At 69.5% G+C, this 14192-nt stretch carries 12 protein-coding genes; 7 read left to right on the top strand and 5 right to left on the bottom strand.

Annotated elements, in window-relative coordinates; translation table 11 throughout:
* Nucleotides 1–461, top strand: a 461-nt coding sequence (locus tag OC372_RS11375) for an HNH endonuclease signature motif containing protein (RefSeq protein WP_262002107.1), incomplete at its 5' end; no start/stop codon positions are given.
* A gap of 56 nt (nt 462–517) precedes the next feature.
* Here the strand turns inward: OC372_RS11375 and OC372_RS11380 are convergent.
* The 5 genes from OC372_RS11380 to OC372_RS11400 all read right to left on the bottom strand — a co-directional run bounded on the left by OC372_RS11380 (nt 518) and on the right by OC372_RS11400 (nt 5294).
* The gene (locus OC372_RS11380) at nt 518–1138 is read right to left on the bottom strand and encodes an ECF transporter S component (protein ID WP_262002108.1); all 621 of its coding nucleotides are present in this window, start codon (nt 1136–1138) and stop codon (nt 518–520) included.
* Nucleotides 1135–2010 (bottom strand): siderophore-interacting protein, encoded by an 876-nt coding sequence (locus tag OC372_RS11385; RefSeq protein ID WP_262002109.1) that lies wholly within the window; start codon nt 2008–2010, stop codon nt 1135–1137. Before OC372_RS11385 ends, OC372_RS11380 begins: the two co-directional genes overlap by 4 nt.
* 10 nt (nt 2011–2020) lie before the next feature.
* A complete protein-coding gene (locus tag OC372_RS11390; protein ID WP_262002344.1) occupies nt 2021–2806 on the bottom strand; it encodes an energy-coupling factor transporter transmembrane component T in 786 nt (261 codons plus the stop codon).
* A 77-nt stretch (nt 2807–2883) separates the two neighbouring features.
* Nucleotides 2884–4638, bottom strand: a complete 1755-nt coding sequence (locus OC372_RS11395) for an ABC transporter ATP-binding protein (RefSeq protein WP_262002110.1) — start codon at nt 4636–4638, stop codon at nt 2884–2886.
* A gap of 110 nt (nt 4639–4748) precedes the next feature.
* Nucleotides 4749–5294, bottom strand: a complete 546-nt coding sequence (locus OC372_RS11400) for an ECF transporter S component (protein ID WP_105712044.1) — start codon at nt 5292–5294, stop codon at nt 4749–4751.
* Nucleotides 5295–5482: 188 nt separating this feature from the next.
* On the opposite strand from OC372_RS11400, the gene OC372_RS11405 reads away from it, so the two are divergent.
* The 6 genes from OC372_RS11405 to OC372_RS11430 all read left to right on the top strand — a co-directional run bounded on the left by OC372_RS11405 (nt 5483) and on the right by OC372_RS11430 (nt 14192).
* On the top strand, nt 5483–8701 hold the full coding sequence (locus OC372_RS11405) for a S8 family peptidase (RefSeq protein WP_262002111.1): 3219 nt from the start codon (nt 5483–5485) through the stop codon (nt 8699–8701).
* Nucleotides 8702–8879: 178 nt separating this feature from the next.
* Nucleotides 8880–11132 carry a carbon starvation CstA family protein gene (locus OC372_RS11410; protein ID WP_262002112.1) on the top strand — a complete coding sequence of 751 codons (2253 nt, stop codon included), beginning with the start codon at nt 8880–8882 and terminating at the stop codon, nt 11130–11132.
* Nucleotide 11133: 1 nt separating this feature from the next.
* Nucleotides 11134–11379, top strand: coding sequence for a YbdD/YjiX family protein (locus OC372_RS11415; protein WP_091032394.1), 246 nt, complete (start codon nt 11134–11136; stop codon nt 11377–11379).
* Between the two features lie 103 nt (nt 11380–11482).
* Nucleotides 11483–11770, top strand: coding sequence for a helix-turn-helix domain-containing protein (locus OC372_RS11420; RefSeq protein ID WP_105712047.1), 288 nt, complete (start codon nt 11483–11485; stop codon nt 11768–11770).
* Entirely contained in the window at nt 11767–13002 is a 1236-nt protein-coding gene (locus tag OC372_RS11425; protein ID WP_262002113.1) for a type II toxin-antitoxin system HipA family toxin, read from the top strand. Before OC372_RS11420 ends, OC372_RS11425 begins: the two co-directional genes overlap by 4 nt.
* An 8-nt stretch (nt 13003–13010) precedes the next feature.
* Complete coding sequence (locus OC372_RS11430) at nt 13011–14192, top strand: sensor histidine kinase (protein WP_262002114.1); 1182 nt, start codon at nt 13011–13013, stop codon at nt 14190–14192.

Below are 14192 nucleotides of genomic sequence, written 5' to 3' on the forward strand. Positions count from 1 at the left end.
CGGCCGTGGACGGTTTGGACCAGCCGGTCAGTGTCGGGGCGGCGAGGCGGATGGCTGCAGGCGGAGGGATCATCCCCTGCGTCCTCGGTGGGGACAGTGAAGTGCTCGACTGGGGGCGGGAGAAACGCCTGTTCACCCGCGCGCAACGACTCGCCCTCGTGGAACGTGATGGCGGGTGTGCGATGTGCGGGCTCCCACCCGAGATGACCAAAGCGCACCACATCCGCTGGTGGAAACGCGACCACGGGCCCACGGATCTGGCCAATGGGGTGTTGCTGTGTGAGACCTGCCACCACCGTATCCACGACAACGGGTGGGACATCCGCGTCGACCGGCCCCGACACGGGACCGCGAACAGGACCGGGACCGGGGGACGAGTGTGGTTCCTCCCACCCGCCTACGTCGACCCCACCCGCACCCCACGACTCGGCGGCCGCGCCCGCTTCGACATCGCCGCCTGACGGTCCGCCTGCGCGGAGAAGCCCCGGCAGGAGTCGCGGTCGGCGTCACCTCAGGATCATTGCGAACGACGCCCGCCGACGCCGGCCTTCCGGAGCTGATCGGCGATGACGATGCCGAGCGCGGTGGTACCGACGCAGCTCGCAAGGGTGATCGAGAAGAACAGGGCCTGCACCGCGAGCGGGAAGCTGCCCAGATCGAACGATGCCCACGCCAGCAGCGGATACACGAAACTGACCACGACCGCGCCGACATAGTGCATCCACGTGCCCCAGTATCGCCAGATCACGAAGAGGAACGGCAGCTCGGTGAACGCCGCCCACCACAGATTCGTCGCCACGCTGCCGAACCCGTAGCCGGAGAACGGCACGATCACGAGGCCGGCGAGCAGACCCACCAGGAGTCCGACCAGCGGGCGTCGCAGCAGACGCAGCGCGATGACCGACGGCAGCATCCAGAGCCCGGCCAGCGCCACGCTCGCGAACGGCGCCACGGGGAAGAGCAGCGTCGACAACCAGTTCGCCGGTGCCAGCAGCAGGCCGCCCGCCACACCGAGCGCCGCGCAGGTCAGCAGGATCGCGGTGGGAAAGCGGAACCGCCCACCCGGCTTTCGCGCGGTACCGCCCGATCCTCGCCGGGGAACCGCCGCGTCCGCGCCCGCCGCATCCACCCCGCTCATGCCAGCGGCTCCGCTGCCGCCTCGCGAGCGGCCTTCGAAGCGGGTGAGGCCGCACCGATCTTCCAGTACCCGCAGAAGCTGACCGCGTTCTTGTCGACACCGCGCTCGCCCACCAGGTGCTTGCGAGCGCCCGAGGCGAGCGCCTGCTCACCGGCCGCATACGCGTGGAACGGGGCATCCGGCAGCGCGGTGCGGCCCAGCGACTGCAGCGCCAGCGCACCGGGGGCGACATCGTGAGGCCGCACGATCCAGACGACCTCGAGACCGGACGGATGCGGGAATTCCAGCGCATCCTCCGCGCTCGGCACCTCGATGATCGCCGTGCCGGTGGCATCCGCGGGCAGCGAGGCACTGATCGAGGCGATCGCCGGCAGTGCCGTCTCATCGCCGACCAGCACCACGCGGTCCGTGCCGCGCTGCGGGTTGAAGGTGAGCCCCTCGTCGATGATCAGCACGTGCTCGCCCGGCTGGCAGGTCTCCGCCCAGCGCGACGCCGGGCCGGCCGTGCCGTCGGCCGCCGAGCCGTGCAGCACGAAGTCCACGTCGATCTCGGCGCCGGCCTCCGCCGTCGCCGCACGATAGGCGCGCACGCTGTAGTTGCGCATCACGGGGCGTTCGCCGTCGGGGATGCGCAGGAACTTCAGATACCCGAACATCTTGTTCGCCTTGGCGGGCACCCGCTCGAGGCCGGCGTCGCCGCCGATCGGCAGGAACAGGCGGAACCACTGGTCGAAGCCCATCGGGCGGAACTTCTCGATCTCGCCGCCGCCGAGAGTCACGCGGATCCAGTGCGCCGAGAGGCGCTCCGAGCGCAGGACCGTCAGATGGATGAGCTCGGTCGTCTCGGGCTTGACCATCTTGCTGTATGCCATGGGGCGCCTTTCAGGGAAGCTGCCAGGGGAAGAAGGCGACGAAGATGGCGGCGGACGCCAGCAGTGTCACGAGAGTGAAGACCGTGTCCCGCGTGCGGAACGGCACGAGATGCCGCTCGGTGCGGGTGGGATGAGCGCCGAACGCCCGGGAATCCATCGCCAGGGCGACGCGCTCGGCATGGCGGATGGCCCCGGCGAGCAGCGGCACGATGTAGCCCCAACCGCGCGCGATACGGGCGAACGGTCCGCGCCCGCCGTGGTACCCGCGCACCCGATGCGCCGCGCGGATCACGGCCAGCTCATGTCCGAATCGCGGCACGAACCGGAACGCCGCGAGCGCCGTGTAGCCGACGCGGTAGGGCACCCGGAGCTGCTGCACGCTCGCCCGTACGAGGTCGGGGCCGCTGGTGGTGAGTCCGCCGACGAGGGCGAGCGCCATGATCGAGCCGAGCCGCAGCGCGGTCGCCGCGCCGATCACCAGAGCGCCGCTGTACAGCGTCCAGTCACCGATCCGCACCACCGGCGTGCTGCCGTCGACGAGCCCGGCATCCACCCACAACGAGAATCCGACCGCGACCAGCAGCATCCCGGCCGGGAGTCCGAGGAGCAGCAGAGCGAGCAGACGTCGGGTGAGGCGGGCGCCGACCAGGATCAGCGCGTATGCGAGCACGAGGAACGCGGCCGGGGTGGCGAGGTCGCGGACGAACACGAGCAGCACCATCGCCGGGGCGAAACCCGCGACCTTGGCGAGCGGATTCAGGACGTACAGGAACTGCCGGGGCGAGGTCGCCGTCATCCGGGCGTACGGGTCGAAAGCGCGATCTCCGCCGGCGGCGCCGGTGTTGCGGACGGTGCTGCCCGCGGCATCGGCGCTCATCGGATCACCTCGAGCCCCGCGGATACCAGCACGCGCTGCAGCGCGGGTATGCGGAGCCCGGCATCGGCGAACAGCTGCTGGTCGCGGAACAGCGCTGCGGTGGCGCCCGCCGCCCGCACCCGCCCGCCGGCGAGGAGCACGACGTGCGTGCTGTGCTCTGCGACGAGCTGCAGGTCGTGCGTGACGATCACGATCGTCGTGCCCTCGGCGCGAAGGTTCTGCAGGAGATCGAGGAGCTCGGCCGCCCGTGCGCGGTCCTGCCCGAAGGTCGGCTCGTCCAGCGCGAGGACGCGCGGCCGCGTGATCAGAGCCGTCCCCACCGAGAGCCGTCGCTTCTCGCCTCCTGACAGGAGGAACGGGTGCACGTTCGCCTTGTGCTCGAGGCCGAACCGCGCGAGCATCTCTTCGACGCGGGCGGCGATCTCCGCGTCCGGCACGTGCCGCAGCCGCAACCCATGCGCCAGCTCGTCGAAGACCGTGTGCGCGATGAACTGGTGCTCGGGGTTCTGGAACACGAATCCGATGCGCGCGGCGAGGCCGCGAGGGGAGGCCGTGCCCGGATCGATGCCGTCGACCGACACCTGACCCCGCGGGGGTGGCACGACACCCGCGAGAGCCTGGATCAGTGTCGTCTTGCCGGCACCGTTCGCGCCGACGATCGCGGTGAGGCTTCCCGGCTCGAGGTCGAGGTCGATCCCATGCAGGATCTCGGTCCGTCGGCGGCGCACGGTCAGCCCGCGAGCGCGGATGATCGGCTCGGGCCGGCTGGCGTCCGCGCGTTTCGCGTCGCTGCCCTCGTCGGTCGCCGAGCCAGTCGAGCCAGCCGAGCCAGCCGAGCCAGCCGAGCCAGCCGAGCCAGCCGAGCCAGCCGAGCGAGCGGAGCGAGACGAAACGCCCTCCCGCTCCAGCACAACCGCGAGCGCCTGCGGTGTCAGCGGCAACGGATCGAGCGCGAACCCCTGATCCCGTAGCCGGAGCGCGGTCAGCGTTGCCGCCGGCAGCCAGACACCCATCGCCACGAGCTCGTCGGCGTGCGCGCGGATGATCTCGGCCGCGGGGCCGTCGAACACGACCCTGCCGTCGCGGTCGAGCACGATCGTGCGCGTCACGAAGTCCATCGCCGCGTCGAGGTTGTGCTCGACGAGGAGGATCGCGCGGTCTCCGGCGGCGACCACATCCGCCAGCGCCGCATAGACGTCGTCGATGCCCTGCGGATCGAGGTTGGCGGTCGGCTCGTCGAGCACGATCAGCGGCGAATCCATCGCGAGGGCGCAGGCGATCGCGAGCCGCTGCCGTCCGCCGCCGGACAGGTGGTCCGGGTTCTCGTCCCGCCGATCCCAGAGCCCGACCCGGCGCAGCGCCGCTTCGACGCGACCCCGCACGACGTCGAGTGCGAGCAGGAGATTCTCCGGGCCGAACGCCACCTCGTCGTAGACGGTGCCGGTGACGATCTGCGAATCCGGGTCCTGGAAGACCATCGCGACGTGCGTGCTCAGGGCAGCGGGCTGCGCGGCGGCGGTGTCGATTCCGCCGGCCTCGACGGTGCCGACCATGGTCGCCGGAAGCGCGTGCGGGATCAGGCCGTTGAGGGCGAGCGTGAGGGTCGACTTGCCGGATCCGGAGGGTCCGAGCAGGAGGACGACCTCGCCGGGGCCGATGTCGAACGTCACGTCGCGCGGCGAGGGGTGCGCGGCATCGGCGTGGGTGAGCGAGAGCTCACGCACGCTCAGCAGGGGCGCAGATGGGCGCACGGCGGAGTCCCGGGTCGACGGATCGTACCCGTCTAACTTAGCTGAGCCTTACCTGATCCGCCATCGATCGGCACGGGCGACAGACACTGGGGCGACCGGTGCCGACGAGATCAGCGCCGAGCGACTCCGGCCCGGCGCAGCGCCGAGCCGATCGCGAGCCCCACCGCGGTCCACGCGATCGGGCCGAGCACCGAGATCGCCAGGTACAGGATCTGCGCCCACGGCGCCATGACCGACAGGTGCGCGGCGAAGAACACGACGACCGCGACGATGACCCCGATCACGGCGGCCGAGATGAAGAAGCGCCACGGCCCCCAGGCGCGGTAGCGGGTGAGGGCGGCGACGCCCTCCTGGATGAGGCCGAACAGCAGGGCGGTGCCGATGAACCGCAGCGCCCACGCCGGGTTGAAGGCACTCGCGATCAGCGCCGCGAACACGTGCGTGATCAGGGCGACGAGCGGCAGTCGCAGCACCTCCTGGGCGATGATCCCCGGCAGCACGTGCGAGCCGAGCACGAGTCCGTAGAGGAAGAGGAGGGGGCTCGCCAGCAGCACGGGAGTCACCCATCCGGCGATGCCCGCGAGGATGCCCGTGGCCACTCCGATCGCTGCGCAGACGAGCAGTACTCGAGTCGACAGGAGGGGGGTGCGGGCCACCTCTCCAGCTTACTGTCGACCTATCGGGAGGGAGGCCGTGGATAACCCTGGCCGATCGGCGAAGGCCGGTTGGCCGATCGGCCAGTTCTCTCTCCGGCGGCGAAGAGCGGGACTATGTTGGCCGCGGTGCAGCAACGCGGTTGCACCGTGATCATCGGGAGCACCACATGGGTCGAACACCCCTCCGGATGGCAGCAGCCACCACCCTGGCGACTCTGTTCATCGCATCGACGGCAACCACCGGCTACGCGGCGACCGGGGAGGTGACGCATCCCGTCCCGGTCGCAGGCACGCCCGGCCACTACATCGTGGTCATGAAGTCCGATCCGCTCGCGAGTTATGAGGGCGACGTCAAAGGCCTGAAGGCGACGAAGCCCGCCGAGGGCGAGCAGCTCGAGACGCAATCGCAGGACTCGCAGCGGTACGTCAAGCACCTGCAGACGCAGCAGACCGACCTGGTCGGCGACATCGGAGTCACGCCCGACAACACCTATCAGGTCGCGCTCAACGGTTTCAGCGCCGACCTCTCCGGTGAGCAGGTCGATGCGCTGCGTGCGTCGAAGGATGTCCTCGGCGTGTACCCGGACGAGGTCCGGCACCCCGACGCGCAGACGTCCACCGACTTCCTCGGCCTCGGCGACGACCGCAAGGGGCGAGGCGGAGTGTGGCAGCAGACCGGCGGCGTCGAGAAGGCCGGCGAGGGCGTCGTGGTCGGCGTGATCGACACCGGCATCGCGCCAGAGCATCCGTCCTTCGAGGGCAAGAAGATCAAGAAGCAGAAGAAGCAGCAGAGCCGACACAAGGGCAACCAGCCCTACACCGACGGCACCAACGTGTACTTCGACAAGTCCGACGGCGGGCAGTTCCAGGCCGCGATGGTCGAAGGCCAGGACTGGGACACGAGCGACTACTCCTCGAAGCTCATCGGCGGACAGTACTTCTACGCCGGGGCCGAGGCCGCCGGATTCGACTTCCAGTACGACTACCTCTCGCCGCGTGACGGCGACGGCCACGGCTCGCACACCGCGAGCACCGCGGCGGGTAACTTCAAGGTCGACGCCGCCATCGAGGGCGTCGACTTCGGGACGGTCTCGGGCGTCGCACCCGGTGCGAAGGTCGCGGCCTACAAGGCCTGCTACGTCGGGCCGGACACGACCGTCACCACCGACGACATCTGCGCGCTGAGCGACCTCGTCGCCGCGATCGATCAGGCGGTCGCCGACGGCGTCGACGTGATCAACTACTCCATCGGCGGAGGGGCGGCGAGCACCGTGCTGTCGCCGGAGGACCTCGCGTTCTTCAACGCCGCGGCCGCGGGTGTCTTCGTCGCGACGAGCGCCGGCAACGACGGCCCCGACCCGGTCACGGCCGACCACGCCTCGCCCTGGTACACGACCGTCGCCGCATCGACCATCCCGACCTGGGAGGGCACCGTGCAATTCGACGGGTTCGAGCAGGCCGGAGCCTCGGTGAGCGTGCCGTTCGGCGAGAGCGTCACCGGCCCGTCGATCGCCGCGGTGGATGCCGCTGCGGCAGGAGCGGTCGACCCGCAGCTCTGCCTGCCGGCGACCCTCGACCCCGCGAAGGTAGCCGGACACATCGTGGTCTGCGATCGCGGCGGCAACGCGCGCGCCGAGAAGTCGCAGGTCGTGAAGGATGCCGGGGGCATCGGCATGGTCCTCGTGAACGTGCCCGGTGGTGCCGACTCGCTCGACAACGACTTCCACGCTGTGCCGACGGTGCACCTCAACGCCGTGCACCGCGCCGCCGTCCTCGCCTACGTGCAGGGCGGCGTCGACCGCCCGATCACCCTCGTCGGCGAGAACACCACGGGCGTGACCACCCCGACGCCGCAGATCGCGGGCTTCTCGAGCCGCGGGCCGATGCTGGCCGACGGCAGTGATGTGCTGAAGCCGGATGTCGCGGCCCCCGGCGTCGCGATCCTCGCGGCGACGAACAACGGACCCGACGAGGAGCCGACCTTCGGCATCCTCTCCGGCACGTCGATGGCCTCGCCGCACGTGGCCGGCCTCGGAGCGCTGTACCTCGGTGAGCACCCGAAGGCGACGCCGGCCGAGATCCGCTCGGCGATGATGACCACCGCCTACGACACCGTGCTGCCCGATGGTTCGAAGAACACCGACCCGTTCGAGCAGGGTGCCGGTCAGGTCGACCCGAAGCGCTACCTGAACCCCGGTCTGCTGTACCTCAACGGGGTCAAGGACTGGGCGGCGTTCCTCGACGGGAAGGGCCTGTCGGACTTCCCGGGGATCGAGCCCATCGACGGCAGCGACCTGAACCAGGCGTCGATCTCGATCGGCTCGCTGGCCAGCGCGCAGACCGTCACCCGCACGGTCACCTCGACCGAGAAGGGCACCTTCACCGCGAAGGCCTCCGTTCCGGGCGTGAACGTCAAGGTCACCCCGCAGCAGTTGAAGTTCGACAAGCCGGGTCAGACCAAGACCTTCACCGTCACGTTCGACAACAAGAGCGCGCCGGTCGAGGAGTGGGCGACCGGTTCGCTCACCTGGAAGAGCGCGAAGAACTCGGTGCGTTCGCCGATCGCGGTGTTCCCGGTCACGGCGGATGCTCCGGCCGAGGTCACCGGCACCGGCGTCGACGGCAGCACGTCCGTGGAGATCACCCCCGGTCTCGACGGCGATCTGGCGCTGAACCTCTCGGGCCTCACCGCCTACGAGCTCCTGACCGACCCGGACAACCCGGTCGAGGGGCACTCGGGCGACGAGAACTCGGGTGACGCGAACAAGGACGTCGCCTGGATAGTGGACGTCCCGGAGGGCACGACGCTCTCCCGGTTCGACCTCGACTCGTCGGACGACGACGGCAGCGACCTCGACCTCACCGTGTACCGCGTGGTGAGCCCGGACGACCTGCGGTATTACGAGAACTGGCAGTCGGCGACCGGCTCGGCGGACGAGCAGGTCACGGTGCCGGCACCGACCGCCGGCACCTATCTGGTGGTGGCGAACGTGTATGCGACGACGGGGCCGATGACGTGGGACATGTCCTACGCCAACGTGCAGCCCGCCGGCGACGGTGCGTTCACCGCGACGCCGAATCCGATCGCCGCGGTCCGCGGTGAGAAGACGAGCTACGACCTCAGCTGGACCGGCCTGACCGCCGGCGCCCGCTATCTCGGACTCGTCCAGTACGGCGACTCGGCCGTCCGCACCGTCGTCACGGTGACGACGCCGGACGCCGCGAAGCAGGCGCCGCCGACGGATGCGCCGCCGACGGATGCGCCGCCGACGGATGCTCCGGAGAGGGATGCCCCGGAGACGGATGCCCCGGAGTCGGATGCCCCGAAGACCGAGGCTCCGGAGACCCCGGCGCCGGAGAGTCCCGCGCCGGAGGCGGATGCCCCGGAGACGCCGAAGCCGGAGTAGCCCCCACAGCACAGCGCCCCGCGGTCTCCCTTCCGCGGGGCGCTGTGTGCGCGCACGGGCATCCGTTCATCGCGTGATCGGCGCCGCTCGTCGCAGCATCCGCTCCGACCCCGGCCTCCGGTCTCCGCGTCTTCCTAACGTGGGGGAACGCAATGTCGCGTATCCCGAGGAGACTCCCATGACCGCACCGGGCACCGAACCCGTCATCGTCACCGACCCGAAACTCCCCTCCGTCGCCCTCACCGAGGAGCATCACGAGAAGGCGAACCGCTGGACCCTGCCGAAGATCATCCTCTGGGCCGCGATCGCCCTGCTGGGCGCCGTCGCCTGGACCATGCTCGCGATCGTCCGGGGCGAGACCGTCAACGCGATCTGGTTCGTGTTCGCGGCGGTCTGCACGTACCTGATCGGCTACCGGTTCTACTCGAAGGTGATCGAGAAGTACATCACCCGCCCCGACGACCGCCGCGCCACTCCCGCCGAGGTCCGCCAGGACGGCAAGGACTACGTCCCCACCGACCGTCGCGTGCTCTACGGCCACCACTTCGCGGCCATCGCCGGCGCCGGGCCTCTCGTGGGTCCGGTCCTCGCCGCGCAGATGGGCTACCTCCCCGGCACCATCTGGATCATCGTCGGCGTCGTGCTCGCCGGCGCCGTGCAGGACTACACGGTCCTCTTCTTCTCGATGCGCCGCGGCGGTCGCACGATCGGCCAGATGGCTCGTCAGGAGCTCGGCAAGATCGGCGGCACCGCCGCGATCATCGCCTCGCTGCTGATCATGCTGATCATCGTCGCGATCCTCGCCCTCGTCGTCGTCAACGCGCTCGGCGAGAGCCCGTGGGGCGTCTTCTCGGTCGCCATGACCATCCCGATCGCGCTCTTCATGGGCGTCTATCTGCGCTACCTGCGGCCGGGCAAGGTCACCGAGGTCTCGATCATCGGCTTCGCTCTGCTGATGGCGGCGATCATCGGCGGCGGCTGGGTCGCCGGCACCGAGTGGGGTCAGGCGATCTTCCACCTCGACCGCACCACCATCGCGTGGGGCATCATCATCTACGGCTTCATCGCCGCCGTGCTCCCGGTCTGGCTGCTGCTCGCTCCCCGCGACTACCTGTCGACCTTCATGAAGATCGGCGTGATCGTCATGCTCGCCGGAGCCATCGTCCTGGTGCGCCCCGAGATCACCGTCCCCGCGGTCAGCATCTTCGGCGAGAACGGCATGGGTCCGGTGTTCGCCGGTCCGCTCTTCCCATTCCTGTTCGTCACGATCGCCTGCGGTGCGCTTTCGGGGTTCCATGCGCTGATCGCGTCCGGAACCACACCGAAGCTCATCGAGAAGGAGCGCCAGACTCGCTTCATCGGCTACGGCGGCATGCTCATGGAGTCGTTCGTCGCGATCATGGCCCTCGTCGCCGCGATCTCGATCGACCAGGGCATCTACTTCGCGATGAACGCGCCGGCCTCGGCGACGGGCGGCACGGTCGAAGGGGCCGTCGCCTTCGTGAACTCTCTGGGCCTGACGGGGGTGAACCTCACACCCGAGATGCTCACCGGCACGGCAGCGGCGGTCGGCGAGGAGTCGATCGTCTCGCGCACCGGTGGGGCTCCGACGCTCGCCCTCGGCCTCGCGCACATCATGCAGCAGGCCCTCGGCGGTCAGGCGCTCATGGCGTTCTGGTACCACTTCGCGATCATGTTCGAGGCGCTGTTCATCCTCACCGCGGTGGATGCCGGCACCCGCGTCGCCCGCTTCATGCTGCAGGACTCGATCGGCGCCTGGTTCCCCAAGTTCCGCGACGTCTCGTGGCGTCCCGGCGTCTGGATCTGCACGGCGATCATGGTGGCCGGCTGGGGTGCGATCCTCATCCTCGGTGTGACCGATCCGCTCGGCGGCATCAACACCTTCTTCCCGCTGTTCGGCATCGCGAACCAGCTGCTCGCCGCGATCGCGCTCGCCGTGGTGCTGGCCATCGTCGCCAAGCGCGGCCGCAGCTACTTCAAGTGGCTGTGGATCATCGCCCTGCCGCTCGCGTTCACCGCAGTCGTCACCATCACGGCGTCGTTCTACAAGATCCTCTCCCCGGTCCCCGCGATCGGCTACTGGGCGAACCACTTCAAGTACGTGGCAGCGCGCGACTCCGGCGACACTTCACTGGGTGGGCCCGAGGTGCTCGACGCGGTCATCCGCAACACGGCCGTGCAGGGCACCCTGTCGATCATCTTCGTCACCCTCGCGATCATCGTGATGGTCATGGCCGTGATCGTCACGGTCAAGGCGATCCGCAACGGCGGCGGCGAGAACACCGAAGACGAGCCGGTCGCCTCGCGCCGCTTCGCCCCCGCGGGGTTCCTGCCGAGCACCGCGGAGCGCGAGCTCGAGAAGCAGTGGGAGCCGATCCTCGCCGACGAGCGCAAGGCATCGTCCCACTGAGATGGCCGACACCATGAGTCGGACGGATGCCGCGACCACTCTCCTGCGCGCTCTGCTGGGCGCCGTGGGACGGGTGGGCCGCGGCATCCGCTGGTACATGACGAACTTGATGGGCGACAGCGCCTACGCGACCTATGTCGCCCATCAGCGGCGCGTGCACCCGGACGAGGAGCCGATGACCGAGCGGCAGTTCTGGCGGGAGCGGATGGATGACCAGGACCGCAATCCCGGTGCCCGCTGCTGTTGAGCGAGGAGCGGCCGATCCGAGGCAGCCTATGACCAGCAGGCTCGCCATAACTGCAGGTTATGACTAGTATGCTCGTCATAACAGAATGGCGGAGGTGGCGCGCATGGCTGGATATCGGATCGCTCGGGACATGGAGACGTTCGGCGAGCACATCCGCGGATGGCGCATGGTGCTGGGGCTGACCGCCCAGCAAGTCGCCGAGCGAGCGAACATCTCGCGCGACACGTTGCGCAAGATCGAGAACGGCAATGCCACAGTGACGTTCGAGAATGTCGCCCAGGTGCTGCGGGCACTCGGCATTCTCGAGGCGGTCGTGAACGCCGTCGATCCGTTGAGCACCGACATCGGCAGGCTCCGCGCCTCGAGCCTCGAGAAGACGCGCGCTCGATGAGCGACTACGAGGTCTATGGTGACGACCGTGGCGACCTGCAGCTGGTGGGTCAGGCGCATTTCACCAGCGGAAGGTCGCTTGCCACCACCTTCCTCTATGACGCGGCGTACCTCGCCCGCGGCGGCGCGAACATCGATCCGTCGCTGCAGCTCGTTCCCGGACCGCAGTACCAGTCCGGGATGCTGCGGGCGTTCTCCGACAGCTCGCCGGACCGTTGGGGCCGCAACCTCATCGACAAGGCCGAGCGGATAGCCGCCCGCGAGGCCGGTCGCGCTCCGAGGAGCCTCGACGACGTCAGCTACCTCTTGGGCGTCAGCGATGACACTCGCCAGGGCGCGCTGCGCTTCCGTGCCGTGGGCACCGAGGACTTCCTCGGTGCAGAAGCTCATGTCCCTGCGATCGTCGAACTTCCGAACCTCCTGCGCCGCAGCGATCAACTCGCCGGCGACGACGACTACACCGAGGCGGTCAAGCAGCTGCTCGACACCGGAACCACAGGCCTCGGTGGCGCGCGGCCGAAGGCATCCGTGCGTCTCGAGGACGGATCCCTCGGGTTCGCGAAGTTCCCGCATTCCAGCGACGGGTGGGATGTCATGGCGTGGGAGGCGACCACTCTCGGTCTGTTGTCGGACTGCGGAATCGCCGTGCCAGACTTCCGTCTCACGCGCCTGGGGGAGCGCTGCGTCCTCATCCTGCGCCGCTTCGATCGGGACGCGAAGCAGCAGCGGATCGGGTACATCAGCGCGATGACCGCGATCGGAGCCGCCGACGGCGAGCACCACGACTACGTCGAGATCGCCGACGCCATCCGCGACATCGCGCGCTCCCCTCGCGCCGCGCTCTCTGATCTCTTTGACCGAGCGATCGTCAATGTCGCTCTCGGCAACACGGATGATCACCTGCGCAATCATGGTTTCCTCAGCGATGGCAACGCCTGGACGCTCAGCCCCGCCTTCGACGTCAATCCGAATCCTGATCTCGCCCGGAGCCGATCGACCTCGATCGCCGGAGCCGACACGCACGACACGGAGATCGAGGGTCTGCTCGCGCTCGCGGACGACTGCGACCTGACGCAGAGCCGGGCTCGAGAGCGCATGGCGAGCATCTCCGAGGCGCTCTCGTCGTGGCCGGATCGCGCGCGCCGAAATCGCCTCCCCGAGAAGGAGATCTCACGCATGGGCGAATCGATCGCACCGAGGCTGGACCTCGTGGCCGCGGCCGGTCGAAAGTAGCTGATCCCATGACCGACGTCGTTCTCGCCGCAGTGCTCGGCGTGCTCGGCGGCGTCGTCCTGACGCTGCTGCTGCTGTTCGCGCGGCGTCTCGCGCGCGGCGCGGCCGACCTCGGCAGCGACGCGGAGCAGGCGGCGCTCACCGCGCTGCACCAGGCGAGCCTTGCCGCTCCGCACCTGCGCGCGGGTCTGGCGGCCCCAGACGTGGTCAAGGCCGCGCGCCACCTGCGGGTGCTGCTCGGCAGTGCCGCCGTGGCGATCGTCAGCTCCGACGACACCGTCTCGTTCGACGGCTCGTCCGACGGGCTGGAGTCGGCGGCGGTCCGTATCGCGGCGCAGGTCCGGGCCTCCGGGCGTCGACAGGTGTTCCCCGCGTCGGGGCGCGACGACGACCTCGAGGCCGTCGGGGCGCCGATCCGCGTCGACGGCCGTGTGGTCGGCGTCGTCGTCGCGTTCGCGGCACCCGTCGGGGCAGCGCTCGTGCGGGCCGCCGAAGAGGTCGCCGACTGGTGCGCCGCGCAGGTCGAACTCGGGGTGCTCGACTCGTCGCGGACCCAGCTCGCCGAGGCGGAGCTGCGATCGCTGCGAGCGCAGATCTCCCCGCACTTCATCTACAACGCCCTCACGGCGATCGCCTCGTTCATCCTCACCGACCCCGAGCGTGCCCGCGAGCTGGTGCTCGAGTTCGCAGATTTCACGCGCTACTCGTTCCGGCGACAGGGGGAGTTCACCACGCTCGCCGAGGAACTGGGCAGCATCCACTCCTACCTCGAACTGGAGCGCGCCCGCTTCGGCGACCGGCTGCGCGTGACGCTGCAGATCGCGCCGGAGACCCTCGCGACGGTCATCCCCTTCCTCTCTGTGCAGCCGCTCGTCGAGAACGCGGTGCGGCACGGGCTCGAGCCGGGTGAGGGCGGCGGCGAGATCCGCATCGCCTCACGCGACGACGGCACGCACACCGAGATCACCGTCGAGGACGACGGTGTGGGAATGGACCCCGAGGCCCTGCGCGCCACGCTCACCGCGAGCGACGACGGCGTGCACGTCGGCCTCCGTAACGTCGACACCCGGCTGCGCCAGCTCTACGGTGCGGACGGCGGTCTGGTGGTGGAGACGAACACCGGCGCGGGTACCCTGGTGCGCATGCGGGTCCCGAAATCTCAGCCGCAGCACGATCCGGACACCGAGTGA

This window comes from Microbacterium sp. Mcb102, assembly GCF_024519805.1.
Lineage (GTDB): Bacteria > Actinomycetota > Actinomycetes > Actinomycetales > Microbacteriaceae > Microbacterium.